At 47.7% G+C, this 26,435-nt stretch carries 22 protein-coding genes; 9 read left to right on the top strand and 13 right to left on the bottom strand.

Features of this window, described 5'->3' with window-relative positions; translation table 11 throughout:
• The first annotated feature begins 49 nt into the window (after window positions 1-49).
• The gene (locus DWW90_RS03025) at window positions 50-2,128 is read left to right on the top strand and encodes a DNA topoisomerase 3 (protein ID WP_122343938.1); all 2,079 of its coding nucleotides are present in this window, start codon (window positions 50-52) and stop codon (window positions 2,126-2,128) included.
• A gap of 10 nt (window positions 2,129-2,138) precedes the next feature.
• On the opposite strand, the gene DWW90_RS20490 is transcribed toward DWW90_RS03025, so the two are convergent.
• The gene (locus DWW90_RS20490) at window positions 2,139-2,312 is read right to left on the bottom strand and encodes a hypothetical protein (protein WP_158582806.1); all 174 of its coding nucleotides are present in this window, start codon (window positions 2,310-2,312) and stop codon (window positions 2,139-2,141) included.
• 64 nt (window positions 2,313-2,376) lie between these two features.
• Between DWW90_RS20490 and DWW90_RS03015 the strand changes: the two genes are divergently transcribed.
• Both DWW90_RS03015 and DWW90_RS03010 read left to right on the top strand, forming a co-directional pair.
• On the top strand, window positions 2,377-2,868 hold the full coding sequence (locus DWW90_RS03015; protein ID WP_122343936.1) for an NUDIX domain-containing protein: 492 nt from the start codon (window positions 2,377-2,379) through the stop codon (window positions 2,866-2,868).
• 20 nt (window positions 2,869-2,888) lie between these two features.
• Window positions 2,889-4,070, top strand: a complete 1,182-nt coding sequence (locus DWW90_RS03010; RefSeq protein WP_255418838.1) for a phosphoribosylaminoimidazolecarboxamide formyltransferase — start codon at window positions 2,889-2,891, stop codon at window positions 4,068-4,070.
• 64 nt (window positions 4,071-4,134) lie between these two features.
• On the opposite strand, the gene glmM is transcribed toward DWW90_RS03010, so the two are convergent.
• The 10 genes from glmM to DWW90_RS02955 form a co-directional block, all read right to left on the bottom strand.
• Window positions 4,135-5,523, bottom strand: coding sequence for a phosphoglucosamine mutase (gene glmM, locus DWW90_RS03005; protein WP_122343934.1), 1,389 nt, complete (start codon window positions 5,521-5,523; stop codon window positions 4,135-4,137).
• Between the two features lie 10 nt (window positions 5,524-5,533).
• A complete protein-coding gene (locus tag DWW90_RS03000) occupies window positions 5,534-6,115 on the bottom strand; it encodes a DUF4827 family protein (RefSeq protein ID WP_122333720.1) in 582 nt (193 codons plus the stop codon).
• Between the two features lie 54 nt (window positions 6,116-6,169).
• On the bottom strand, window positions 6,170-7,219 hold the full coding sequence (locus DWW90_RS02995) for a bifunctional oligoribonuclease/PAP phosphatase NrnA (RefSeq protein WP_122333719.1): 1,050 nt from the start codon (window positions 7,217-7,219) through the stop codon (window positions 6,170-6,172).
• 40 nt (window positions 7,220-7,259) lie between these two features.
• Window positions 7,260-8,540, bottom strand: coding sequence for a ComEC/Rec2 family competence protein (locus tag DWW90_RS02990; protein ID WP_122343933.1), 1,281 nt, complete (start codon window positions 8,538-8,540; stop codon window positions 7,260-7,262).
• Between the two features lie 73 nt (window positions 8,541-8,613).
• Window positions 8,614-9,264 carry a ribulose-phosphate 3-epimerase gene (gene rpe, locus DWW90_RS02985; protein WP_122344025.1) on the bottom strand — a complete coding sequence of 217 codons (651 nt, stop codon included), beginning with the start codon at window positions 9,262-9,264 and terminating at the stop codon, window positions 8,614-8,616.
• Between the two features lie 354 nt (window positions 9,265-9,618).
• Window positions 9,619-10,212, bottom strand: coding sequence for an RNA polymerase sigma factor (locus DWW90_RS02980; RefSeq protein WP_115501225.1), 594 nt, complete (start codon window positions 10,210-10,212; stop codon window positions 9,619-9,621).
• Window positions 10,213-10,426: 214 nt separating this feature from the next.
• A complete protein-coding gene (locus DWW90_RS02975; RefSeq protein WP_122333718.1) occupies window positions 10,427-12,103 on the bottom strand; it encodes an OmpP1/FadL family transporter in 1,677 nt (558 codons plus the stop codon).
• A gap of 82 nt (window positions 12,104-12,185) precedes the next feature.
• On the bottom strand, window positions 12,186-13,574 hold the full coding sequence (locus DWW90_RS02970; RefSeq protein ID WP_122344024.1) for a hypothetical protein: 1,389 nt from the start codon (window positions 13,572-13,574) through the stop codon (window positions 12,186-12,188).
• A gap of 1,660 nt (window positions 13,575-15,234) precedes the next feature.
• The gene (locus DWW90_RS02960; RefSeq protein ID WP_122343931.1) at window positions 15,235-15,798 is read right to left on the bottom strand and encodes a Crp/Fnr family transcriptional regulator; all 564 of its coding nucleotides are present in this window, start codon (window positions 15,796-15,798) and stop codon (window positions 15,235-15,237) included.
• A gap of 30 nt (window positions 15,799-15,828) precedes the next feature.
• A complete protein-coding gene (locus DWW90_RS02955; protein WP_122343930.1) occupies window positions 15,829-16,392 on the bottom strand; it encodes an RNA polymerase sigma-70 factor in 564 nt (187 codons plus the stop codon).
• A gap of 153 nt (window positions 16,393-16,545) precedes the next feature.
• Between DWW90_RS02955 and DWW90_RS02950 the strand changes: the two genes are divergently transcribed.
• The 6 genes from DWW90_RS02950 (at window position 16,546) to DWW90_RS02925 (ending at window position 22,277) form a co-directional block, all read left to right on the top strand.
• Window positions 16,546-17,814 (top strand): carboxypeptidase-like regulatory domain-containing protein, encoded by a 1,269-nt coding sequence (locus DWW90_RS02950; RefSeq protein ID WP_122343929.1) that lies wholly within the window; start codon window positions 16,546-16,548, stop codon window positions 17,812-17,814.
• A 125-nt stretch (window positions 17,815-17,939) separates the two neighbouring features.
• Window positions 17,940-18,494 (top strand): RNA polymerase sigma-70 factor, encoded by a 555-nt coding sequence (locus tag DWW90_RS02945; protein ID WP_167451650.1) that lies wholly within the window; start codon window positions 17,940-17,942, stop codon window positions 18,492-18,494.
• Window positions 18,487-19,332, top strand: a complete 846-nt coding sequence (locus tag DWW90_RS02940; RefSeq protein WP_122343928.1) for a FecR family protein — start codon at window positions 18,487-18,489, stop codon at window positions 19,330-19,332. The genes DWW90_RS02945 and DWW90_RS02940 overlap by 8 nt, the downstream gene beginning before the upstream one ends.
• Window positions 19,333-19,360: 28 nt before the next feature.
• Complete coding sequence (locus tag DWW90_RS02935; RefSeq protein WP_122343927.1) at window positions 19,361-20,926, top strand: STN and carboxypeptidase regulatory-like domain-containing protein; 1,566 nt, start codon at window positions 19,361-19,363, stop codon at window positions 20,924-20,926.
• A 567-nt stretch (window positions 20,927-21,493) separates the two neighbouring features.
• The gene (locus DWW90_RS02930; RefSeq protein WP_233547639.1) at window positions 21,494-21,748 is read left to right on the top strand and encodes a 6-carboxytetrahydropterin synthase; all 255 of its coding nucleotides are present in this window, start codon (window positions 21,494-21,496) and stop codon (window positions 21,746-21,748) included.
• Window positions 21,735-22,277: a radical SAM protein gene (locus tag DWW90_RS02925; protein ID WP_122343926.1), complete on the top strand. Its 543-nt coding sequence runs from the start codon at window positions 21,735-21,737 to the stop codon at window positions 22,275-22,277. The genes DWW90_RS02930 and DWW90_RS02925 overlap by 14 nt, the downstream gene beginning before the upstream one ends.
• Here the strand turns inward: DWW90_RS02925 and DWW90_RS02920 are convergent.
• Window positions 22,270-23,613: a dihydroorotase gene (locus DWW90_RS02920; protein ID WP_122343925.1), complete on the bottom strand. Its 1,344-nt coding sequence runs from the start codon at window positions 23,611-23,613 to the stop codon at window positions 22,270-22,272. The two genes, DWW90_RS02925 and DWW90_RS02920, sit on opposite strands and share 8 nt — an antisense overlap.
• Window positions 23,614-23,655: 42 nt before the next feature.
• Window positions 23,656-26,427 carry a polysaccharide lyase family 8 super-sandwich domain-containing protein gene (locus DWW90_RS02915; protein ID WP_122343924.1) on the bottom strand — a complete coding sequence of 924 codons (2,772 nt, stop codon included), beginning with the start codon at window positions 26,425-26,427 and terminating at the stop codon, window positions 23,656-23,658.
• Window positions 26,428-26,435: the final 8 nt, after the last annotated feature.

The following is a 26,435-nucleotide window of genomic DNA, read 5'->3' as shown; positions in this document are numbered from 1 at the left end:
TCGGGAAAGCGTATTTTTGTATGTTGATTCAAAAAAGAGAGTATTGCGGATGAAAGTATGTATAGCTGAAAAGCCCAGCGTGGCACGCGAAATAGCAGAAGTGCTCGGGGCAACCAATCGGATGAACGGGTATATCGAAGGAAACGGTTATCAGGTTACCTGGACTTTCGGGCATCTGTGCACTCTCAAGGAACCGAACGACTATTCAGACAGCTGGAAACGGTGGAGCCTCGCCTCCCTGCCGATGATCCCGCCCCGTTTCGGCATCAAGCTGATCAGCAATCCCACATACGAACAGCAATTCAAGGTCATCGAAGAGCTGATGCAAAAGGCCGAAATGGTCATTAACTGCGGGGATGCCGGGCAGGAAGGGGAACTTATCCAACGCTGGGTGATGCAAAAGGCCGGCTGCAAATGCCCGGTCTACCGCCTGTGGATCTCGTCGCTGACCGAAGAGGCAATCCGCGAGGGCTTCCAACACCTGAAAGAGCAGACCGAATTTACCTCGTTATACGAAGCCGGCCTTTCCCGCGCCATCGGCGACTGGCTGTTAGGGATGAACGCGACCCGCCTCTACACGCTCCGCTACGGACAAAACCGGCAGGTGCTCTCCATCGGAAGGGTGCAAACCCCTACCTTAGCGTTGATCGTCAACCGCCAGGCCGAGATAGACAACTTCAAGCCGGAGCCCTATTGGGAACTGAAAACGGTTTACCGCAATACGACTTTCTCCGCCACCAAAGGCAAATTCACCAAAAAGGAGGAAGGGGAAGCCTTCCTGGAGATTGCTCGGCAGGAAGATTTCACCGTCACCGACATATCCGAAAAGAAGGGGAAGGAATATGCGCCCCGTCTCTTCGACCTGACCTCGTTGCAGGTGGAATGTAACAAGAAGTTCGCCTTTACGGCAGACGACACGCTGAAACTGATCCAGTCGCTCTATGAAAAGAAAGTGACGACCTATCCGCGTGTAGACACGACTTACCTGAGTGACGACATTTATCCGAAGGTGCCGAATACGCTGAGCGGCCTGGTCGACTACGCCGAACTGACCGCCCCGCTGCTGAAAGCGAAAATCAGGAAGGACAAGCGCGTGTTCGACAATTCGAAGGTGACGGACCACCATGCGATCATCCCGACCGGCGTGCATGCCCGCAACCTGACGGAGAACGAACGGAAGGTCTACGACCTGGTCGCCCGCCGTTTCATTGCTGCCTTCTATCCGGATTGTGAAATCTCGACAACCACGGTTCTCGGCAAAGTCGGCAAGGTGGACTTCAAAGTAACGGGGAAGCAGATTCTCAAACCGGGATGGCGTGTTGTCTTCGGCGCCGAGCAAAAAGACCCGGATGCCGAGCCGGCCGAAGAGGAAGGTGTACTGCCGGACTTCGTGAAAGGAGAAAGCGGACCGCACAAGCCGACATTAGGTGAGAAATGGACACAGCCGCTCAAGCCTTACACGGAAGCGACTTTGCTACGCGCCATGGAAACGGCTGGCAAACTGGTCGACAACGACGAACTGCGCGACGCCTTGAAGGAGAACGGAATCGGCCGTCCTTCCACCCGCGCCGCCATCATCGAGACATTGTTCAAACGCAATTATATCCGCAAGGAACGCAAGAACCTCTATCCCACCGCCACCGGTGTGGAACTGATCGGTACGATCCAGGAGGAACTGCTGAAAAGCGCCGAACTGACCGGTCTATGGGAAAAGAAACTGCGCCAGATCGAACGGGGCACATACGAAGCGCGTACTTTCCTGGAAGAGCTGAAACAGCTTGTCCACCAGGTCGTGCTCAACGTCCTCTCCGACCAGACCGGCCGTACGATAACCATCGAACAGGCTGCGCCGGAAAAGCCGCAAGCAGAAAAAGAGCCAAAGGAAAAGAAGCCGCGCAAACCACGCGCCAAAAAGGAACCCGCCACCGCTCAACAACCGGAGGAAGCCATTCCTGCCAAAAAACCGGTATGCCCTGTCTGCCAAAAGGGTAGCATCCTGCGCGGAAAAACAGCTTATGGCTGCTCCGAATACAAAAACGGCTGTACATTCCGCATGGATTATGCCACTTACGGCGAAGGTTTATCAGATGAGGAGTTGATCAAGGCGATTAGCAGGATTGGGAAATAATAGACGTACATTACCGATAACGAGACATTACTCCTTCAAAAGGAATTAACAACCCTTGATCAGCCTGTTCAATACCAACCTTGATATCTTCATAAACATAAGAAGGCATCAAAGGTTGCTTTGCTTTATATTCAACCATCGGTTCACGCAAGCGATTATATTCTTGATGTTCTTCTTCTTTCATATATTCCATATTATTGGCAAAGATAACCTTATTTCCTTATCTTTGTTCTCTAAATCAGAAATTAATGAACGAAGAATGGTTTCCCTTAGTGAATGAAGAGGGAGAGACAATAGGAAAGGCAACCCGTAAAGAATGCCACAGCGGCTCGAAGATGCTGCATCCGGTCGTACACCTGCATATCTTCAATGAAGCAGGCGACCTTTATCTGCAAAAACGTTCGATGACAAAAGATATCCAGCCCGGCAAATGGGACACTGCCGTGGGCGGCCATATCGATTATGGCGAAACGGTAGAAGAAGCGCTCCGCCGGGAAGTACGCGAGGAACTGGGGATAACCGATTTTGCGCCTCAGTTTATCACCCGCTACGTCTTTGAATCGGCCATCGAAAAGGAACTGGTCAACACCTTCCGCACCACCTACGACGGCCCGTTCACCCCCGACCCTTCCGAACTGGACGAAGGACGTTTCTGGCCGAAAGCCGAGATACTCGCCAATATGGGCAAAGGCGTCTTTACGCCTAATTTCGAAGGAGAATACAAACGACTATTCATGTAACTACAAAGCATAAAAGCATTCTGAATATGGCAAAAGAATTAGAACTCAAGTACGGCTGCAACCCCAACCAGAAGCCGTCACGCATCTTCATGCAGCAAGGGGAATTGCCGATCGAAGTACTGAACGGCCGCCCGGGATATATCAATTTCCTGGATGCCTTCAACAGCTGGCAATTAGTCAAAGAACTGAAAGAAGCAACCGGGCTGCCTGCCGCTGCTTCTTTCAAACATGTTAGTCCCGCCGGGGCTGCCGTAGGGATTGAAATGAGCGACACGCTGAAAAAGATTTATTTCGTAGACGATCTTCAGCTCACCCCGCTTGCTACCGCTTACGCCCGTGCCCGTGGAGCAGACCGCATGTCTTCTTATGGTGATTTCATCGCACTGAGCGACACCTGCGACGAAGCGACCGCCCGCCTCATCAACCGCGAAGTGTCGGACGGCGTAATCGCTCCCGACTATACGCCGGAAGCCTTAGCAATACTGAAGAACAAACGGAAAGGGACGTACAACGTCATCAAGATCGACCCCGCCTACCGCCCTGCCCCTATCGAACACAAGGATGTATTCGGCATCACGTTCGAACAGGGACGCAACGAAATCAAGCTGGACGAAAACCTATTGACTAATATCCCGACGAAGAACCAACACTTCCCGGACGAAGCCAAACGCGACCTGATCATCGCTTTGATCACGCTGAAATATACACAAAGCAACTCTGTCTGCTACGTCAAAGACGGACAGGCAATCGGCATCGGCGCCGGACAGCAGAGCCGCATCCACTGTACCCGCCTGGCCGGAAACAAAGCCGACATCTGGTACCTGCGCCAGCATCCGAAAGTGATGAACCTGCCCTGGATCGAAAAGATACGCCGTGCAGACCGCGACAATACGATCGACGTCTACATCAGCGACGACCATGAGGATGTACTCGCCGACGGCATCTGGCAACAGTTCTTCACCGAAAAGCCAGAAGTCCTGACCCGCGAGGAAAAACGTGCCTGGCTCGATACGCTGAAAGGTGTTTCGTTAGGTTCCGACGCCTTCTTCCCCTTCGGCGACAACATCGAACGGGCGCATAAAAGCGGTGTCGACTATATCGCACAGGCCGGCGGCTCCGTTCGCGACGACCATGTGATCGAGACCTGCGACAAATATGGTATCGCAATGGCGTTCACCGGCGTTCGTCTGTTCCATCATTAAACGCAAAAAAAAGAGGTTATGCAATCAAGCACAACCTCTTTTCTTTTTTTATCTCGATAATAGATTACTTACACATATCACGGATAATCTGGATCAGCTCATCGCCGATTTCTTCCGCTTCCTGCATCGTGTGGGCTTCGGAATAGATACGGATGATCGGTTCCGTGTTGCTCTTGCGCAGGTGCACCCATTTTTCAGGGAAGTCGATCTTCACGCCGTCGATATCGGTGATATCATATTGGGCAAACTTCTCTTTCACCTTAGCTAAGATAGCATCCACATCGATATCCGGAGTCAGTTCCACCTTCTTCTTAGAGATGAAATACGGAGGATAAGAAGCGCGCAACTCGCTGGTCTTCATCTGTTTCTTTGCCAGATGCGTCAGGAACAGTGCGATACCCACCAAAGCATCGCGACCATAATGGCTTGCCGGATAGATCACACCGCCGTTACCTTCACCACCGATGATAGCGTTGGTCGCTTTCATCTTTGTGACAACATTCACCTCGCCTACTGCCGCTGCATTATATTCGCCGCCGTGAGCACGGGTTACGTCGCGCAATGCGCGGCTGGAACTCAGGTTGCTGACCGTGTTACCCGGAGTATGCGTCAGGACATAGTCGCTGACAGCCACCAGTGTATATTCTTCGCCAAACATTTCGCCGTCTTCGCAGATGATAGCCAAACGGTCCACGTCCGGGTCTACTACAAAGCCGACATCCGCTTTGGCATGCTTCATCAAGTCGGAGATCTCCGTCAGGTTTTCAGGGATCGGTTCCGGATTATGCGCAAAGTTACCGTGAGGCGCACAATGCAACTTGAAGATTTCCTTCACACCTAAAGCTGAAAGCAATTCCGGAATAACGATACCGCCTACCGAATTCACGCAGTCGATAGCGACACGGAAATTAGCAGCCTTGATCGCTTCCACATCTACCAGATCCAGCTTGAGGACGCTTTCTATATGTTTTTGATTGTAACTGTTGTTGACAATCACTTTTCCCAATTGATCGACATCCGCAAACACGAAACTTTCTTCAGCTGCGATCTTGAGCACTTCGGCCCCTTCGGCAGCATCCAGAAATTCGCCACGTTCGTTCAGCAACTTCAGTGCGTTCCACTGTTTCGGATTATGACTGGCGGTCAGGATAATACCACCGCAAGCATTTTCCCAGGCAACAGCCAGTTCGGTAGTCGGAGTTGTAGCCAAGTCGATGTCTACCACATCAAAGCCCATCCCGGTCAATGTGCCGAGAACGACTTGTTTCACCATCGGACCGGAGATACGTGCATCACGACCTACGACGATCTTGTTTGTTGTCACCTTCGTGTTTTTCTTAATGAATGTAGCATATGCAGCCACAAACTTGACAATAGCCAACGGATTGAGCCCATCTTCAGGGTTCCCGCCTATTGTACCACGGATACCGGAAATAGATTTAATCAGTGTCATTTAGTTAGATTTATTTTTTAAAGATATATCTTACTTTCTCAAAATAGACAGGGGTTCCTGTGCTTTGGAAATCCCCAAGAGTCCCCATCTGCTTAAAAGGAACGATCAGTTTTACATATGCACTGTCTCCCACATAAGGCAAGCCAGCCGCCAAACCGGGGCTGATGAATATATTATAATAATAGCTGTAAAGCCCTTCACTATAATAACCATACTTGAACTCAACCGGATGCGTACCGTTGGAATGCGGGCCGAGCAAGTCAACGGTACCAGTACCGAAACTGCTGCTTTCCATGAACAATGTAGCCATAAAACGAGTCTGGACATCAGTCTTTCCCATCACTGCACGTTCACTGTTCCCCTTTTCAATAATATTCAGATAAACACCATCTTCCAGCTTTACGAATTCATTTTCCTTAAAAATACTATCTTTAGGAAAATCATCTAAAAAGACCAATCCGCTATCCTTCTCCAGACGATCAATAGCCTTTTGTTGGGCCTTCAACATATCAGTGTATGACTTTGTCTTGTCACACGACACTACCATGATGGCAGCGCACATAATCAACAGGATATAAAAACCTCTCTTCATCTGTTACGTATTAATTGTAAATGACTGGCAAATGTATATAATCTCTGCCATATCTCAGGCATGTTTGTCTAATTCTTCTGTTTTATTAGGATTAAATTCTTTTAATCCTTTCTCAAATACGGCAACGGCATCGGCCAACGAGCCGTAAAATTCCCCACCCGAAGCATTTTTATGTCCCCCGCCATTAAAATACTGGCTTGCAAAGCGGTTACAGGGGAAGTCGCCGACAGAGCGTAGCGAAACCTTTACATAATCTTTGTCTTCACGGATAAAGACACTGAATGTCACCCCTTCGATACTCAACGGCAGATTGACAAATCCCTCCGTATCGCCCGTTACGTAGTGGAAACGGTTCAGTTCGTCCAGCGAAAGCGTAATCAAAGCGGCTTGCTTCTCCGGATAAACTTTCATCTTTTCATACAGGACATAGCCCATCAGACGCAGGCGGCTTTCCGAATACACCTGGTTTACTTTCCGGTAGATCAAATCCTTATCGATACCCTTCTTAATCAATTCACTTATAATTGTATAAATCTCCGGCTTATTCGAGTTATAGGTAAAAGAACCTGTATCCGTCATCATACCGGTATAGATACAAGCGGCACAGTCTTTATTGATCAACTCAAACATCCCCATGCGGCAGATAAAACGGAAAACCATCTCGCTTGTGGACGACATTTCCGGATATGACATCGTCACGCGGCAAAAATCGGCAGGATTCAGGTGATGGTCGATCATCACCTTGCGACCGTCAGCTGCCACGACTGCCGGAGCCAACTTCTCGATGCGCTTCGGTTCGTTGAAATCCAGGCAGAAGATAACATCCGCATCCCGGATCAGCTGCTCCGCAAAATCAGGATATTTCTCATGAATGACGACTTCCTTATTACCCGGCATCCATTTATAGAACTGGGGGAAATCGTTGGGTACCACTACCGCCACATTATCTTTTCCATAAGCTGTCAGAAAATGGTAGAGTCCCAAAGCGGAACCTATAGCGTCCCCGTCCGGGGTAACATGTGTCACGATAACAAAACTTTCGCCTTTCTCAACGTATTTCTTAGCTTTCTGTATTTTCTCTTCTTGAATGATTTTCGTAATCATATATATTCTCTTATATTCAGTGACAAAGGTACGACTTTTTTTATATTCCACACAGCATTAAATTTCCAATCAGCCGGACAATCAAGATAATTAACAACAAAGCCAGTGCCGCAAACAGATATGCCGGACGCTTGGAACGGCCATACAGCAAGACAAACAGGAGCATACCATACACCACCAACATCGTAAAGAGATCGAACCGGAAAGAAAAGACAGCCCCCGGTACGCGACTGAAGGAATCGACCAGACGGAGCAATCCATGCGTCAGCCCCTCCACCCCGACCTGCAACCATTCATAACCGGGACATCCTGCCGGTAGCAGCATCCAGGCCAACCCCATAGGGATCAGCAAAGTTGCCAAAAGAGTCATCGGCAGATTAGTCAGCAAAAAGACAGTCGAGAACTGCCCGAAATAATAAAGGCAAAGAAACACCGTTCCGACCTGCGCCGCCAATGTGACGGTAATCCACTGCCAAGGTGCCCGGAGCAAAGGATTACGAACTTTCATCAACCGCTGCAACCGGGGTTGGAAATAAAGGATGGAGAGCACAGCCAGATAGCTCAACTGGAAACCGATGTCGAACAGATAGAGAGGCTCATAAACCAGCATGCAAAAAGCCGATGCCGCCAATATATTATAACGTTCCGCCCTCCTTCCCAACACCCCTCCGGTCAGAAACAAAGTCAGCATCAAGGCCGCCCGGACAGCCGATGCCGCCAACCCAGTCACCGCGACAAAAAGCCATAACAACAGAACCGTCAACAGATACCGGACCCACCGGCATGGTTCGCTTCGGGGAAGGAACGACAGGAGAAAAGACAGGAAGCCACAAACAACAGCCACATGGAAACCGCTCACCGCCAGGATATGAGCCACACCGGCGACCGAAAAACGTTGCCGGACATTCCGATCCATCGCCTCCCGGTAGCCAACGGTAATAGTCGCCAGCACCGACTTTTCCTCATCCGTCAGGTTCAACCTGCCGAAAGGTTCCAACAGACGCAGTTGTTCTTCTTTTGCCAAACGGGAAAGAGTCGATTCCGAATGCTCGAAAGATAAATCGACCTGCGAACAGGCCGTCTTCTGTATGGAAAGAAAAAGCAGCAGGGATACAAAGACCGCCCCCCAAAGCCAGCGCGTTTCATAGCAAAACACCCCTCGCTCCTTCGTTCCAAAACAGGAAAGAATAAGGACCAAAAGGGGAAACAACAGAAATAATACGGAATAAGCATAAAGCGGGAAAGCTGTTTGCAGGATGATTCCCGCAATCCAGACAAGCAACGGACGGGAAAAAGGACGTATTTGTAATTCTTTTATCATAATGTAAGGCTTTGAATTTGTTGATTGTAAATGATGATTTGCCGGGATATCAGCAAATCATCATTTACCTATATTATAAATCCTTCAACTCCCGAATCGTCTGCAACGGATCAGGAGAACGGAAGACGAAGCTGCCTGCAACCAGTACATCGGCGCCTACCTCGACCAGACGTTTCGCAGTCTGCATATTCACACCGCCATCCACTTCGATCAGGGTGTCCAGCCCTTTAGCCAGTATCATATCTTTCAGGCGGGCCGTCTTATCGACCGAATGTTCGATGAACTTCTGTCCGCCATAACCCGGATTAACCGACATCAGCAACACCATATCCAAATCCTGCAAAATATCTTCCAACAGGCAAATCGGCGTATGCGGGTTCAACGTAACAGCCGCTTTCATCCCGGCCTCTTTAATAGCTCCCACCGTCCGGTGCAGGTGTGTACAAGCCTCATAGTGCACATTCATCATATAAGCACCCGTAGCCGCCACTTCCGGTATAAACTTTTGCGGCTCGACGATCATCAGGTGCACATCCATCGGTTTCCGGCAAACCGGTTTCAACGCTTCCAAAACCGGGAAACCAAAAGATATATTAGGAACAAATACACCGTCCATAATATCCAGATGCAACCAATCGGCATCACTCTTGTTTATCATCTCCACATCCCGCTGCAAGTTCAGAAAATCGGCAGCTAACAGAGAAGGCGCTATCTTATGTTTCATATCTTTCATCTTTTATGCAAAGGTATGAAAAAAGAAAGAGAATACCAGCAAAGGTATCCTCTTTCCATTTTTTTCTTAGTTCATTACCAAACCACAGAGTTCCGTGCGTAAAGCGGGTTCTGAATGATAAACCCTCGCGAATTGGGTAAGGAAATCAAGTGTCTGCCGACGCGGCGAACTTTTCCTGTCCTTCCGGTTTCTGTCTGTTTTATTTTCTATTCCATTCATACATTGAGTAGAAAGTCTCTTCATAGGCACTTCGTGTTTTTAATCTTGTTTGATTATAAAACGGCCAACTTCTCCCCTTATTGTATGAACAAGAAAGAATAATTTTCGATTCTCAATTTTCAATTATCAAGCCATCGACAGCTCAATACTGTTCTCCTCCGCCATGCGACGCATGTTCAGGATAGCATAGCGCATACGTCCTAAAGCCGTATTGATGCTCACACCTGTGATATCGGCTATTTCTTTAAAGCTGAGATCCTGATAATAGCGCATTTCCAGCACTTCGCGTTGGCTGTCGGGAAGATGTTTCACCAACTTCTTTACATCAGACAACACTTGGCGGCGCACGATATTATCCTCGATCGTACCGTCACAAAGTTTGATATTATTGAAAAGATCCACTTCCACCTCATCGTTAGAGACCGTGTTTTCACTGCGTTCCTGACGGAAGTTATCGATAATCAGGTTGTGAGCGATGCGGGTAATCCAGGCTTTAAACTTGCCGTTTTCCGTATAACGACCTTGTTTAATAGTCATAATCACCTTGACAAACGTCTCCTGAAAGATATCTTCTGTGAGATCTTTGTTGCGAACTATAAAGTAAATGTAGGAGTGTATGCTACTCTTGTAACGATTCAACAATACATCGAAAGCAGCATTATTACCTTCTGCATAAAGAACCACCAACTCTTCGTCGGTCTTCATTCTTAAAGTATTCATTACTTCTCTATTTTTTAGTTTTCTTGAGTAATGTTTATGCTATAGGCAATGCGGTTTAAATTGTTAGACAATAATATTATTTATATTTACAAAGGCAAAAGAACAAAAAGTATTTTAAATAGGCAAACATTTCCTTTTTTTTTACACAAAAAAGCCCCCTGACCGTACGATTTTTGTACGAACAGGGGGCTTTTGCGAACAAACTATGATATTGTTAGAACTTATAACCTAATGTCAGGGCAACCTGGGTGGTGTTTGTTTTCAAACCGATTGCTTCTGAATCAACAAGCATACGAGAACCATTATTGTCTTCTACAATAACTTTAGAGAATGTATAAGCATCTTCTTTATATTGACGATATACGCAAGCCAGATCCATATAGAAGTTAGGAGTAAAACGATATCCTAAACCTACCGAGTAAGAGGTTGTTCCCTTATCTAATGTATAATGAGCAACAGTTCCTGCAGGGAAAATTTCAAAAGCACCATCCCTAAATTCTTTTTTCATTGGACTCATCCGCCAGTTTGCGCCGGCACGAACTGCAAACTGAGGAGTAACTTTCACTTCCGCTCCGAGTTTTATAGTGTGGGCCAAACCAAAATCTTTCTGGATCAACTTTTTATTAAGGTCTTCAAATTCATATCCATCCCAATCAGAAAGCTTCATATATTTATAATTACCCAATTCATAATCAAGACTGATCAACGCTGTTTGTCCAATAATGCCTGCTACACTAAAAATCCATTTATCGGCTGTACGCAACCGATAATCAGTATAAGGATTGGGGTTACTCGGAGTTGCCCCGTTAGCCTTAGCCGGATCAAAATTACCATTAACTGTTTCTGCACTGCCGAAATAGGTATCTGTCAACTTATACCAAACAGGAGAATTATAAGCAACGCCTAAACGCAAATAATCCGAAGGACGAACAATTGCACCTAAATTAAAAGAATAACCTGTACCATCAGTTTTTAACTCATTGTCCCAAAATATGTGATCTGTAGTACCATCCGTATAATCAAATTCTTCCGTATATCTGGAAGACATCCGGTAGTTCAAATCCGTTACAGAAACCGTTGCACCTAAAAACACTAAATTCGAAATATTGGTCGCAAACGAGAAGTCATACTGATCGATCGCACCCCTTTCATTCACTTCCAGATCGGATAAATCAGGACGACTGTCAGGATACCATGCATTATTTGCTTCATCCCATTCTGCAAAAGTCGAATGATACATATCATCATTTGCATCTTTTTTATTCGCACCTATCATTCCAGACTGATAAGCTAAAGCAGGAAGCCAAACTCCACCTAAATTATTATATGCTAAATTAGATTCACTATTAATTTGATTGAACGGGGGCATATCATTTTCCGCTACACCAAACCAATCACCATTCTTATCAGTATCAACATAAGAAGCCTTGGCGGCAGCATAATCAGCTAATGAATAATCTTGAAAACCAGACAAACGATAATTACGATTGAAATTTTTTATTCGGTTATAAGAAAACCCAACGTTCCAACCAACCAACCCTTCATCATTTCCTGTAGGAAAATAGCCGACATAGGCAATATTGTCAAAATTAAACTTTGTTTTGCTTGCGTCAACCTTCGAACCTTTCCAGTCCGATTTAGTCTTAATCGATGACAGACTCAACGTTGTAACAACTTCTGAACTACGATAAATCCCCAAACCAGCCGGATTGGATGACATTGCTGAAATATCTCCACCCAGTGCTCCAAAAGCGCCTCCCATACTCAAATAACGGGCAGTCCCATTTAAATCGGTCTGAGAATACCTATAAGCATCTAATTCTCCTTGCGCAAACGCAGCACCACCACTTAATAGGAATGCTGAAACTAATAAGCATGCTATTCTATTCATCACTTTTCTCTTTTACTAATACCTTTATAGATAAGGGGACAGAAACCCGTCCCCCAATATTACTTCAATCTATGAATCGACATTACCGACGGCCACCGCCGCCGCTTCTACTACTGCCTCCACCACCGGAGCGGCCACCACCGCCGTATGAAGATGATGAACTATAAGAACTACTACGTCCACTACTACTTCTTGAAGGAGTATAGGTACTCTGACTTCTTGACTGAGAAGAACGAGTGCTACTGTTATCAAAACTACTGCTACTTCTGTTGCTTCTTGCAGGAGCCGTATATTGGCGATTTGAAGAGCTTGAAGAAATCGAAGAACGCGTACGCGAAGAAGATGAACTAATTGCATTAGCATTATCCCGACGGTTTACCCGAGTTCTTGTCGTACTGTTTACAGATGATGGACGAGTTGTTATACTGCTACTGTTTTCATTCCGGATAGACGTTCCCTGTGAAGGACGGCCGGAACGATTACTCCTATTCGACGTAATGCTACTACTGCTCCCATCCCCTCTCAAAGAAGAAGCTGAACCATTATAGCGGTCACGAGAAGATTGTCTATAAGTTGAGCTACCCGTTCGTCCTCCATTTCCTCTATAACTACTTGCATAGGAAGAAGAACGTCCACCATTACTATGATAGTAATTGGATCTGTAGTGATGATGGTGTCCCCAGGAACCAGCCCAGTAACCACCGCCCCAATAACCGGGTCCCCAGTAGCCACCCCAGCCCCAAGACGGGCCGTAGAAGCCGGCATAGAAACCACCCCATCCCCAGCCGAAGCCCCAGGACGGACCGTAACCCCAATAACGAGCAGGGCTGTAGATCCACGGATCATACCAACCACCGTACCAGCCACCATACCAGCCGCTGTACCAGGGGTCATAGTAACCGCCATAGCCACCGTAGCCCATATTGATGTTGACATTCACATTCGTTTGTCCGTCGGAATAGTCTGTATCATATCCGTAAGCATAATAACCGTCGCTCAGATACAGGTTCACCTGGTCTGCTCCTGCGACTGTAATCTTACTGGGGGAATGATAGCGGATGATACGTTCGGTATACTCCGTATCTGAACGGCGTTCCTTTTTGGTATCGGAAGCAACCGACTTGGCATTATCGATATCGTCGTTGTACTCGGCAAGAACTTCACCGTCCGTATATTCGTCGGCATCCTCATCGTACGGTTCTTCCACATCGACGGAAGAGTACCGGCGGTTATATTCATCGATAGCACGATCTTCGTCAGACACAGCTGCTTTTCTCTTGCTTGTGCTGTAGGTTGACGAAATCACCGTGCGTTCCGCATTCTCTTTTTCTTTAGGCTGTATAACCTTCTCTTCTGTTTTTTCTTTTTTATCTTTTTTGCTGGAAGAGAAATACACATCATCAAAGAACTCTTCCTGGGCTACGGCACTGAAGCCTACCAGGAGCATCACCATCAAAGACGTTAATTTCATGGGTTTCATATTCGTTTCTCCTCTACTTTATAATATTTCTACTACTTAGACTAAAAATGCAGGGATAGGTTTAATCCTCCACTCTGCCTTAAATAAAGACTATCCATTTTATTTACAAATATAGCTGTTTCCAAATAAGTTCCAAGCATTTATATATACTTTAACCATCCGGACATCTCTATTGCCCGATAATCCTTATTTATATACAAGATGCTCCCGGGAAACAAAACGCTGCACGAGGAAACAAAGGTTCAATATTTGGCATTTGTTCTTCTGTCTAAAACTCACAGATAAATAATTTATAGCTCACTTTTGTCAAGTTTTGAACCTCTTGCAAATCTGATGAATATTACAATAACCCCCTTTTCGTCCGTTTTTCTATTTCGCCTGAAATCTTGATCGATTTTGGATTGACTTTTTTCACGGTTTAAGCTCCCCTTTCTGACAATAGGAAAAACGAGGTGCGCAGTCCGTTCCCAAAAGCGTACAATTTGATTACCGAAAACCAGAAACGCCGACAATGTGATAAAGCTCAACTCCCGGAGAATCGATTATTTGAAAATAAAACGGACGGCGTCCCAAATATCGCAAGGAAATTCAGGGGCTTTTTTACCATGAAAACGGTCCTCTTTCTAATTACGACCGTTCAAATCGCCATTACGACCGTCCTAATCTTCGCGAGCTGCCGAGTGCACTACACATTAGCACGGTCGCAATGGCAAAGAGGACGGTCATAATTGCGGAAAACATTCAAAAAAGGCGAAAAAGTCCCTTTTTGAGGCCCAAAAAGCAGATTAACATTTGTTAGGTTTCGGATGTCTTTTGGAACTAAAAAATCCGTTTTATACAATAAGCCCCCTTAAGATAGTTGAAAGTTAAGAGTTGAAAGTTATAAGAGATCGTAAACGATCCTGTTCCCGCGCTTGACGCGGGATCGCATTAAAACCGACCGTATAAACAACTGATTGATAAGGACCGTTTTATTGCGGCCCCGCGTCAAGCGCGGGGACAGGGCAGTTTTGACACATCCCTAAGCACTAAAACCGTTCGTTGAAACGAAACGGCAAAAGAGAGCCTACGGCAGGGGGCTTATTGTATAAAACGGATTGTTCAGGGTAAAAAGACATCCGAAACCGAACAAATGTTAATCCACTTTTCAGCTACCAAAAAGGAGCTTTTTCCTATGATCTGGCACCTTATCGCCATGAAGAGGGACTTTATCGCTCTGACCCGCAACATTGTTGCTCTGAAGTCGGACTTCATATAGCACGAAGTCAACCTTCAGAGCGATGAAGCGTTACTTCACGGCTATTTTCTGCGCACCTCACAACAACAAGTCCCTAAAATTTCCTTTGGATATTTGGAACGCAGTCCGCCTTCGTCTGCAAATATTCGATTCTCCGGGAGTTAAGGTTTATCACTTTGCTGTTGTTTCCGGTTTTCAGCAATCAAATTGTATGCTTTTCGATATGGGCTCGGCACCTCATTCTCTCTGTTGTCATCCGAATGGGCTAAAATAATGAAAAGAGTCAATCCAAAACCGATCAGGATTTCGGACGAAATAGAAAAATAGCCGAAACAGGGGGTTATTGTCTATTTTGTTATTTTCAGGAGGCTTAAAACTAAGAAATAGTTAACCTGTAAATGATGATTTATAAGTTCATTTTACCGATGACCGTATCCGGCTAAGCGATTGGGGAGTGATCTGCAGAAAAGAGGCGATATGTTTGAGGGGCACCCGCTGAAAAAGGTCCGGACGTGTCCGGAGGAGGTTTTCGTATTGCTCGCGGGCATCGCTCCAACTGTCGTTTATAAAATAGTTTTCATATTCCCGAAGATAATAGTCGAGCAATTTACGCATCCAGTTGGCCAGTTCGAGCGTCTGCTCGCAAAGCTCCTCCAGCCGCCGCGCCGGAATACGCAACAGGACGGTGTCCTCCACCATCTCCAGATTGTAGGCGGCAATTTCACGGTAAGACATATTCACGATTTCACCGGACGAAGCAAACCACAAAGTTACGTCGCGCATATCCCGTTCCACGAACGAGCGCGTCAACCCGTCCTTCACAAACCAGACATACGGGTCGCGGTCTCCTTCGTAAACCGAAAAACTGCCTTTCGGGATAAAGACTTCCTCCATCTCGTCCGTCAGTTTCCGTATCGCCTCATCCGACAGCGGATAGATCAAACGTTGTTGCGCGATAAAATGATCCAGATCTTTCATACCATACTATTATATCCGGTACAAAGATATTCAAATTTCTGTCCCGTCGATATAACGGCCCAACATCTCCCGCAGGCGGCCAACGGCTTTTTGAAGTTGCACATCGACGGTATTGACGCTTATACCCAAATCTGCCGCCACCTGTGCATACGGTTGCTTTTCTTCACGCACGCGGATAAAAATCTCCCGGCAACGCTCCGGCAGGCGGTCGAGCGCCCTGACATAATGGGCGAAAAGTTCCTCGCTGACTAATATATCTTCCGGTGATTCACCCGTATCGGCAGTGTCGGCACAAGCTTCCGCCGCCTGGTCTTTCCGGCGCTGTTCTTTTTCGAGATAATTCAAAGAGGCATTTTTTACGGTGACAAAGAAATAATCTTCCAGGTCGGCAATCCGGTGCAAAGAATCCCGGCGTTCCCATATTTTCAGAAAGACATCCAGGACGACTTCCTGCGCCCACTCTTCCGTATGCAGATAGTAGTAGGCGATGCGGAAGAAACGGTCGAAACACAGGTCGTAAAAATCGCGCAGAGCCGCTTGGGAACTCTCTTCTTCGATCTGTCTCAAATATCTTCTTACCTCCTGCTCCGTCATCTTCTTATCTTCTATAACCGGGGCAAAAATAGTCAAATTTTCATATTATGTCCACCATCCGAAAAAAATACAGCATAAAAGTGTAGGGTATTTTCCGGCTGAACCATCTTAGTTATACAAACAAGAGTATTAACTTATTAAACAATATGGAGTATGAAAGCGATGCATAAACAATTATGGGGATATTTGCTTATTACACTGTTGCTGGCGGGATTCACACCTTTACAGGCACAGACCGATTCGGCAGACGAAAGTGATTACATCACGGTCAGCGGCGTAGTGAAAGACAAGAAAAGCAAAAAGAGCCTGGAATATGTGAACATCTCGATTCCGGGTACGACAACCGGTACCGTTACGAATGCCGACGGTGAATTTTCCTTCAAGGTCAAGGACTCGATACAGGCCAAGGAAGTGGAGATATCTTACCTCGGATACTACAATGCGAAAATTCCTCTGAACGGAGAAAATATAGAAAAAGAGACTGTATGGCTGACACCTTACACGAATATGCTCGAAGAGGTAATCATCCATGCCCGCGACCCGCGCTACCTGGTGGAAGAGGCCATCAAAAAGATTCCGGCCAACTATAATCCCAAGCACAGCCTCCTGACCGGATTTTACAGGGAAACGGCCCAGAAGGGACGCCGGTATATCAACATCTCGGAAGCGGTGATCGACATCTATAAGACACCCTACAACGAGACGGCAGACCGCGATCGCGTACAGATTTTCAAAGGCCGCAAGCTGCTCAGCCAGAAGGCGAGCGACACGTTGGCAGTCAAGCTGCTGGGCGGACCGAATATGTCTATCTATGTGGATGTGGTGAAAAACCCGGATGTCATACTCGAGCTGGAAAGCCTGCCTTACTACAAGTTCCGTATGGAAGAGTCGACGACGATCAACGACCGTCCGCAGTATGTAATCAATTTCGAACCGCAGGCCATCCTGCCGTATGCGCTCTATTACGGTAAACTATATATAGATAAGGAACGGCTATCCTTCACCCGCGCCGAGTTCTTCCTCGACATGAACGACCGCAACAAGGCGACACAGGCAATCCTCCGGAAAAAACCGTTCGGACTGCGTTTCAAACCGGTCGAGGTGTCGTTCCTCGTCAACTATCAGGATCGCGACGGTGTGACCTATCTGAGCTACATCCGCAACGGCGTCCGCTTCAAATGTGACTGGAAACGCAAATTGTTCTCCACCAACTACACCATTCTTTCGGAAATGGTCGTGACAGACGGGAAAGAAAGTACGACGAACGCGATCCCGTACAAAATGGCATTCAAGCAGAACCAGTCCTTATCGGACAAGGTCGCCGACTTTGCCGACGCGAATTTCTGGGGTTCCTATAACATCATCGAGCCGACAGAATCGTTGGAACATGCAGTCGACAGACTGAAAAAGCAACATAGATAATTTGCCGATTAATCAATGTGCCGATTTGCCAATGAATAGATTAATGTATAAATTAGCATTCTCTTAAAATTGGCACATTGGCAAATTATCACATTGGCACATTATTATATTGAAACATTATTCCTATGCTGAACGACCTGCTTATACTGACAAAGATCAAAGATGGAGACGTCAAGGCTTTTGAACAAGTTTTCCGTCAATACTATATGCCTCTTTGTCTGTATGCTGCGAGCATCACAGGAAGAATGGATATAGCAGAAGAGATTGTACAGGAATTATTTTTAGTGTTCTGGAGAGAAAGAGAGAGGTTGCAACTGTTCCATACGATTAAAAGTTATCTGTATGGAGCCGTTCGCAACCAATCCCTTCAGTATTGGGAACATCAGGACGTACGCAACCGCTACCGGGATGCCGTCCTCTCCCGCCCGGAAAAAGACGATATGCCGGACGACCCGCAGGAACAGATAGAATACAAGGAACTGGAAGCCCTGATAGAGCGTACGCTCCGGAAGCTGCCCGAACGCCGTCTCCGCATATTCCGGATGCATCGCTTCGAAGGAAAGAAATATGCAGAGATCGCTTCCACTCTCTCCCTATCGGTTAAAACAGTGGAAGCCGAAATGACAAAAGCACTTCGCACATTACGCAATGAATTAGAGATTTATTTGAAATATGATTGAAACAGAAAGAAACAAGAAAAAAACAGACCGGGCATGGAATGCACTCTACCAACGCCTGGAGGAAGAGGGCTTGCTTTCGGGCCGGCCGGCTTCGCCATTCAGAAGCATTCTATGGAAAGGGGGCATGGCTGCCGCCGTCGCCTTGCTTTGCCTGCTCGTATCCGTCGTTTATCTGAACAGAACGGAACGGGAGGCCGACCGGAACCTGCTCACCCGCCAGAACAGCGAGACAACGACTACGTTGGTGACGACACTCGAAGACGGCTCCGTCGTTTATCTGGCGGAAAACACCTCGTTGCAATATCCCCAACATTTCTCTTCCGACCGGCGGGAAGTGAGCTTACAGGGAAATGCCTTGTTCGACGTGGCGGGCAACCGCGCACGCCCCTTCGTGATCGAAACGGAAGATACCCGCATCGAGGTCTTAGGCACGGCTTTTAATGTGAAAAGCAGCGGCAGTTCTCCTTTCGAACTGTCCGTTCAGCGGGGAGAAGTGAAAGTGACACTGAAGAAAAGCGGCCAGGATATACACGTGAAAGCAGGAGAAACCGTAACCCTTCTTTCCCGGAAACTGCAACTGAGCGCGACACCCGACCCCGGACAGTTTGCCCGCTACACCGAACGGATCCGGTTCAAAGACGAGATGCTCGGTAATATCCTCCGGGTTATCAATTCACAAAATCCGGGTATCCGGTTGGAGACAACGCCTGAGTTGCAAAACCGGACGCTTACCGTTACGTTCTCCAACGACACGCCCGAAGATATGGCAGAACTGATCTGCCTGGCGCTCAATCTGAAAAAAACGGAAAAGAATAATACGATAACACTGTCCGAATAAAACCGGATAATTGTTATACCTTTATATCATGACACATACGACCACTACATACCGCCTGCTCCTGCTGTTCTGGATGCTTTTGCTTCCGGCAGGTTTCCTGCGAAGCCAGGATGGCGATGATGTGCTGGGCCGTATGATCCATTTATCCAAAGAAAAAAACACGGTTTACCGGCTGCTCGACAAAGTATCCGATCAAACCGGCCTGCTCTTTATTTACGACAGTAAGCTGATCGATAACGAGAAAACGGTACGCATTCCGGACGGCGACTATACCATACGGCAGGCTATCTACCGGATCACGGGGGACGAGCAATTGAACCTGCGTGTCATCGGCAACCATATCCTGATTTCACCACCGCAGAACAAAATACAGGTAGCCATACCGGACACTATTCCCGGAGAAGAAACAAACGTTCATTTTGTCGTGAAAGGCATCCTGCTCGACAGGCAGACGAACGATCCGATCGAGGCCGGTACAGTCGGTGTACTGAATACTTCCATCGGCAGCATCACCAACGCCAACGGAGAGTTCCGGCTCACACTCCCCGACTCGCTCCGGACATCCACGCTCTATTTCTCCCACCTGGGCTACGAACCGCGTGAGGTAGCGGCATCCCTGCTTACTGAACAAAACAGCACGATCGCCCTCGAAGCCAAGGTGATCCCGATACAGGAAGTCGTCGTACGCATTGTCAACCCGCTCCGCCTGCTTCGGGATATGCAGGAAAACATCCGGAAGAACTACCCGCAGTCGCCGGCCTACCTGACCACGTTCTACCGGGAAGGAATCGAGCGTAAAAGTCAATTCGTAGGTCTTACGGAAGCAGTCTTCAAAGTGTACAAGTCCGGATACAAGCAAAATCCGTCACCGGACCAGGTCAAGCTTCTCAAGATGCGCCGCATCATCAGCCAACGGGAAAAAGATACGCTCATCGCCCGGATGAAATCGGGTATCGGGGCCAGCCTGCATCTTGACTTGATAAAAGAGATGCCTGACTTCCTGTTGGCGAATGAAAACATAGAAGAATATACATATGCCTCGACCGACATCACGGTGATCGACAACCGGCTGGCCAACGTGGTCTATTTCGAGCAGAAAGAAAACGTCCGTTCGCCCTTGTACCGGGGAGAGCTGTATATCGATTCCGAAAACAACGCCTTGCTCCGCGCCCGTTTCGAGATCAATCCGAAATATATCAAACAAACAGTCGGGATGCTGGTGGAGAAGAAAAGCCGCAACCTGAAAATCACTCCGCAAAGGGTAACCTACACCGTTACCTATAAGCCGTATAACGGCCAGTACTATATCAACCATGTCCGGGGCGACCTGTATTTTAAGATCAAGAAAAGAAAGCAACTGTTCGGGACATTCCCGCTCCACACCTGGTTCGAGATGGTAACCTGCAAGGTTGATACCGACCAGGTAAGCCGCTTCACCCGCAACGAAGCGCTACCGACACGAACGGTGTTTGCCGAAACCGAATTTACATACGATGAAAAATTCTGGGGGAACTTCAATGTCATCCCGCCGGAAGAACGGCTGAACGATGCGATCGGAAAAATATCGTCAAAGATAGAAGAGACGGAAGAGTAACCCTCTAAAAACATAAAGAGGACCTTTTCTCAAAGGTCCTCTTTAAGGTTTTAATAGGTATTAGTCTTTAAGGCAAAAAGATTGTTTAGGTTATCTGCATGCAAAGATGAGGCATTTTAAATTACTGAACAAATAAAAAAAGATATTATAAAACACATTTTTAAGATTATCGAAACTTATTTGCAGCTTCTTCTATTTTTTAACAATATGGTCTTGCTGCCGGAAAACCGGTTCAGAGCGTTCAAAACCACCTCATATCTTTGATTCTGAATCAAATTAACGCATATATTTTTTATTTTGCAACAAAAAGGCTTGTTTTTCGAAAAATTTTCTTCGACATACAGTTTTAATGACATACAAACGGAACATATATATTTTAAGATTTCAATACACTAAGTACAGCTCTCCAACAGGATTTTTTGAGTAAATTTGCAGCCTGCGCCGAGGTGACATTAGGGGCTGACATAAATTCTAAAACAGTTTTATCGTATGTATACCGTTATCAAACGAATGGAGATTTCGGCAGCACATAGTCTGTAGCTTTCCTATCCGAGCAAATGTGAGAATCTGCATGGTCACAACTGGATTATCACTGTATATTGCCGTTCCGAAGAATTGAACCCGGACGGCATGGTGGTCGACTTCAGCCATATCAAACGCATCGTAAAAGACCAGCTGGACCACCGGAACCTCAACGAGGTACTCCCTTTCAACCCGACAGCCGAGAATATCGCCAGATGGATCTGCGACCAGCTCCCCACCTGTTATAAAGTAGAAGTTCAGGAATCAGAAGGAAACACGGCTATCTATGAGAAAGATTAACGAGATATTCTACAGCCTCCAGGGTGAAGGCTTCCATACGGGGACGCCTGCCGTATTCATCCGTTTCTCCGGATGTAACCTGAAATGCAGTTTCTGTGATACCCGCCATGAAGACGGAACGCTGATGTCTGACGAAGAAATCCTGCAAGCCGTCTCGGCCTATCCTTCCAACGTTGTCATACTGACAGGCGGCGAGCCTTCCCTATGGATCGACCAGGCCTTTATCGACCTGTTGCACCAGGCGGGGAAATATATATGCATCGAAACAAACGGAACGAATCCGCTACCCGAAGGCATCGACTGGGTGACCTGCTCCCCGAAAGGCGCACCGTTGCGGCTGACGCATATCGACGAAATAAAAGTGGTCTATACGGGACAGGACCTGACAGCCTATGCCAACCAGGAAGCCTCCTGGCATTTCCTTCAACCTTGTTCCTGCCAAAACACAAAAGAGGTGGTAGAGTACATCCTCCACCACCCCCTTTGGCGTCTCAGCTTGCAAACACACAAACTGATTGATATCAACTGATATACTTCACTTCCATTCCGCGGACCGCGTCATCCACCCGACCATCGGTATAAGCCAGTTGTCCGTTGACGAATGTCTTCCAAACGGCATGATGGAAGGTGTAGCCTTCAAAAGGAGACCAGCCGCATTTGTATAAGATATTGTCTTTGGCAACCGTCCAGGTTTCTTTCGGGTCGACCAGGACAAGGTCGGCATAGTAGCCGGGGCGGATATATCCGCGACGGTCGACGTGGAACAGTTCGGCAGGCATATGCGCCATTTTTTCCACTACCTTCTCGTAGGTGAAACGTCCTTCCATCGCCAATTCCAACATCACGATCAGCGAGTGTTGGATAAGCGGTCCGCCGGAAGCGGCTTTCAGGCAACTCCCCTCCTTCTCCGAAAGCAGATGGGGAGCATGGTCGGTCGCCACAATATCGATCGTGTTATTATTGACAGCTTCGCGCAATGCGGTACGGTCCGCCAGTGTTTTGATAGACGGATTCCATTTGATACGGTTACCGAACAATTCATAATCGCCATCATGGAACCAAAGGTGATGCACACAGACTTCCCCCGTAATCTTCTTTTCGCTCAGCGGAAGCTCATTGCTTAACAAAGTAAGCTCTTTTGCCGTCGAGAGATGCAGGATATGCAGGCGGGAATTCAATCGGGTCGCCAGCTCCACCGCTTCGGACGAAGAGGCATAGCAGGCTTCTTCGCTGCGGATTTTACTGTGGAAAGAGATATCCAGATCCTCCCCGTACAGGCCGGTATAATGGGCTATGTTCCGTTTGATCACCTCCTCCTTTTCGGCATGGATAGCAATCAGCATACCGGCTTCACCGAAGATACGTTCGAGGCTTTCCTTCTTGTCGACCAACATATTGCCGGTTGAAGAACCCAGGAAAAGCTTCAGCCCAGGAACACGGCTCCGGTCCAGCTTGCGGATCTCGTCCATATTATCGTTGGTCCCGCCAAAGAAGAAAGAATAGTTGGCTACCGAAGCCTCCGCTCCCCGCCGGAATTTCCATTCCAAGTCGGCAAGGGTGGTTGTCTGCGGCTTCGTGTTCGGCATATCCATGAAGGTAGTCACTCCACCGGCTACGGCGGCACGGCTTTCGCTGGCGATATCGCCTTTATGTGTCAGTCCGGGATCACGGAAATGCACCTGGTCGTCGATGGCACCCGGAAGCAGAAGCTTACCCGTCGCATCGATCACCTGACCATCTTCGGCTGAAGCCGGAACAGTTCCTTCGTAAACAGCGGCAATCTTATCATCCTCGATCAGCACCGAACCGGTAAAGGTGCGGCCTTCATTGATGATAGTGGCGTTTTTTATCAGTGTCTTATTCATATCTTTTTTTTATTTTAGTTACGACAAAGGTACGGAAATCTTCTATTCTAACCTCAATATGCCCAAGGAAGACGGGATATGGAAATCCGGTTCGGTCGCTTCGGGCACAATCCAGGAAGACCAGATCACCTGGTCATCCTTATTTCCGAAATAATCCGCCCGGTAAACGCCCATGCGAATCTCGCCCTCCGGAGAAACCAGCCCTAAATCTTTTAATGATTTCAATGAAAGGGAACCTTCCACACGGTAAGAATCCTTACCGATATAAGTAGCCACTTTCAAATCTTTAAAGTTCCAACTGCCATCAAACTTCCGGTAGTGATGCGCTTCATAGTCCATCACCTTACCCTGCGGGTCGATCTCTGCACAATAGTAGGTTTTCATTTCCGGATCTTTGCTAAAGAAAAATTCAACGCGGTCGCTGCTTCCGACGGAAGCCTCCGTCTTTTCGTTATTATATACCAAAGTCGTATCGGATACTTCATACAGGAAATACAGGTTCTTTTTATCGTGGCAGACATAAAAAGCCGTGCTGTCTTTCACCGCTCCATCCCAGGGAGCGATAAGCCCGCGTACGGCAGATGGGATATTCCAGTCGTCGCCCTTTCCATCGACTTTTATGCCTTTGACAAACGGAGCACGGATAAACGGATGAATAGAAATGCTCTTTCCCAGCGGATGACTGGAAGGGAATACGATTTTCACATCCCGGCCGTTGATTGTAAGTGATAAGCTAATTTGTTTATGCGTCGGATCGGCAGCCTCGACATGCCAGTCGCCACGATCCCGGCGGAACATATAAATGCCCGGTGTCAGGATATCCACTTGCAGGTCATACCGCAAGTCCAGCTTTTGCGGTTCATACGCCGTCACATAAAAACAACCGCCGAGGCCGACAGCCTGAACCGACCGGTCGTTGCGGATCACCTCTATATCCTGTGTGGAGAAAGCCGCCGTCTTTTCAGCAGAAGAGGCAGGAAGGATCAGATATTGGTAGCCGGCATTATCCGCCCTTCCATGCTCGATATGCAAACCGACGATCTCACCCTCCACGGTAGCAGGTGCATACGAGCCCATAAAATCGCACCAACGGCCGGAGCGCTTTTCCGAAACAGCCACACAGGTAGACGGCTGCAACACGATATAGCCTGTATTGTCATGGAAGAACCGCTGCTTTTCCGGGGAAGAGGTGTAAGTCCCGTTTACCGGAACCCAGCTTTTATGCTCATAACGAAGCAAATCGCCATGCTTGACACGCTGGTCAATGGAGGTTGTGACGGCCAATGTACTGTCCGAATGGATACCGGCACCGAGACAAAGAACATAATCATCGGTAAAGATCCACGACTTACGGGCTTGCAATCCGTCACGGTCCAGGACCATAGCCGTCATACCCGTATGCCCGTCCGTCACGCCTCCGACAAAAGCCGTCTTATTCCGCACATGCTCCCCATAACGGAAAAAGGCGGGAACGGGAGCATCGCTCTCATAGGAGGTGATACCCGGTATCTTGCGCCAATCCCAGAAGGGGAAAATATTCAGATACTCATCACCCCGGCAATAGGTATAGAGCGCACCGTCCGCCATATAGAAACCTTTCAGGTTATCTTCATTAATAAGTTCCGTCCCGATCACCCGCCAGGAGGCCATCTTGACGGAAGCCATCCAGGCCGGGGAGCGATGGATAGTCTGGTCCGAATCCCAGAAATGCTTATGTCCGGTGAAGCGGCTCCCCTCCTTTTCGGGAGCATAGTTGTCTTGAAGGAAATCGTTCATCCGGCTGATATCTTCCGCCCCGCTTCCCCGCATGAGGGCATTTGTCGCAAACGCCAGACTGAATGCCTTATGAATCTGTCCGCTATGGAAAAGTTGGCGGTCAAGCGCATTGATATCCATGTAGCCTCGCCAGACAATCCAGCGATAGCCGTTCAGCAGGAAAGAATTCAGGATATCCTGCTGTTCCTTGTTCAAGGCAAAAACCGTTCCGGCAAACAGACCGGAGAAGGAACTCATCTCGGTCAGGAAGGCCAAGCCGTAATTGCCGAACTGCTGCTGTGGCCCGTGCTGATGGAAACTCCAGTCACTTCTGATCCCTTCCTGCGTCCCGATCGTAATCTCGGAAACAATCGTATCGCGGGCAGCCTTCACCAGTTCAAAATCGTCCTGCAGCAGACCGCGTATCAGTACGTTTCCGGCCAACCACACTTTGTTTTGCCCCGTCATCCCGAACTTGGCATTCTCCATCACTTCGATGGCTGCCGCCTTTTCCTTCGCATCCAATTCGTTTTTCATCAAGAGGAAAGCCGGACCCAATGTTTTGGGAATTCCGATCTCGTTGTACCACCAGTTCTTGCAAACCGGCTTCTCGCGAAACCAATAACCGAAGGCCTGATGAATGACTGTTTGGAGTTTAGGCCCCCAATGGCAATCGCCGTCTTCCGCCTTGTAGAGTTTGGCAAGTTCCAATACCCTGTCGGCATGTGCCTTGACTGACCAGCCCGACCGCTTCTGGTCGTTATAATCGATATCCGGCCAAGAACCGTCCTCCCGGATCGTTTCCATGTAGGCCGTTATCTTTTCTATGTTAAATGGATAACGTTGGTGGAGCTCGACTACTACCTGGTCCGCGATCTCTGTTTCCGGTTGGATGCCGGACAGGAGCTCAACCAAAGAGGCCGTTCCGTCATCGTTCGAGACCAAAGACTGGATATAGTTTTGTTGAAGCCGCTCCAACTCCTGTTGCGGTGTTTGTGCGAACAAAGGGATCGCTACAAGAGAGAACAAAAAGACGGAAACTTTATTTCGTACATTCATGGTATATA

Source organism: Parabacteroides sp. AF17-28 (assembly GCF_003479205.1).
Lineage (GTDB): Bacteria > Bacteroidota > Bacteroidia > Bacteroidales > Tannerellaceae > Parabacteroides > Parabacteroides acidifaciens.
Note: the sequence above shows the minus strand (reverse complement) of the source record. Positions and strands in the feature narration are given on the sequence as shown.

Bases quoted from the DNA above. Each gene is read 5' to 3' on its own strand.
- DWW90_RS03025 (WP_122343938.1), top strand. From the start codon at position 50: ATGAAAGTATGTATAGCTGAAAAGCCCAGCGTGGCACGCGAAATAGCA.
- DWW90_RS20490 (WP_158582806.1), bottom strand. From the start codon at position 2,312: ATGAAAGAAGAAGAACATCAAGAATATAATCGCTTGCGTGAACCGATG.
- DWW90_RS03015 (WP_122343936.1), top strand. From the start codon at position 2,377: ATGAACGAAGAATGGTTTCCCTTAGTGAATGAAGAGGGAGAGACAATA.
- glmM (WP_122343934.1), bottom strand. From the start codon at position 5,523: ATGACACTGATTAAATCTATTTCCGGTATCCGTGGTACAATAGGCGGG.
- DWW90_RS03000 (WP_122333720.1), bottom strand. From the start codon at position 6,115: ATGAAGAGAGGTTTTTATATCCTGTTGATTATGTGCGCTGCCATCATG.
- DWW90_RS02995 (WP_122333719.1), bottom strand. From the start codon at position 7,219: ATGATTACGAAAATCATTCAAGAAGAGAAAATACAGAAAGCTAAGAAA.
- DWW90_RS02990 (WP_122343933.1), bottom strand. From the start codon at position 8,540: ATGATAAAAGAATTACAAATACGTCCTTTTTCCCGTCCGTTGCTTGTC.
- rpe (WP_122344025.1), bottom strand. From the start codon at position 9,264: ATGAAACATAAGATAGCGCCTTCTCTGTTAGCTGCCGATTTTCTGAAC.
- DWW90_RS02980 (WP_115501225.1), bottom strand. From the start codon at position 10,212: ATGAATACTTTAAGAATGAAGACCGACGAAGAGTTGGTGGTTCTTTAT.
- DWW90_RS02975 (WP_122333718.1), bottom strand. From the start codon at position 12,103: ATGAATAGAATAGCATGCTTATTAGTTTCAGCATTCCTATTAAGTGGT.
- DWW90_RS02970 (WP_122344024.1), bottom strand. From the start codon at position 13,574: ATGAAATTAACGTCTTTGATGGTGATGCTCCTGGTAGGCTTCAGTGCC.
- DWW90_RS02960 (WP_122343931.1), bottom strand. From the start codon at position 15,798: ATGAAAGATCTGGATCATTTTATCGCGCAACAACGTTTGATCTATCCG.
- DWW90_RS02955 (WP_122343930.1), bottom strand. From the start codon at position 16,392: ATGACGGAGCAGGAGGTAAGAAGATATTTGAGACAGATCGAAGAAGAG.
- DWW90_RS02950 (WP_122343929.1), top strand. From the start codon at position 16,546: ATGAAAGCGATGCATAAACAATTATGGGGATATTTGCTTATTACACTG.
- DWW90_RS02945 (WP_167451650.1), top strand. From the start codon at position 17,940: ATGCTGAACGACCTGCTTATACTGACAAAGATCAAAGATGGAGACGTC.
- DWW90_RS02940 (WP_122343928.1), top strand. From the start codon at position 18,487: ATGATTGAAACAGAAAGAAACAAGAAAAAAACAGACCGGGCATGGAAT.
- DWW90_RS02935 (WP_122343927.1), top strand. From the start codon at position 19,361: ATGACACATACGACCACTACATACCGCCTGCTCCTGCTGTTCTGGATG.
- DWW90_RS02925 (WP_122343926.1), top strand. From the start codon at position 21,735: ATGAGAAAGATTAACGAGATATTCTACAGCCTCCAGGGTGAAGGCTTC.
- DWW90_RS02920 (WP_122343925.1), bottom strand. From the start codon at position 23,613: ATGAATAAGACACTGATAAAAAACGCCACTATCATCAATGAAGGCCGC.
- DWW90_RS02915 (WP_122343924.1), bottom strand. From the start codon at position 26,427: ATGAATGTACGAAATAAAGTTTCCGTCTTTTTGTTCTCTCTTGTAGCG.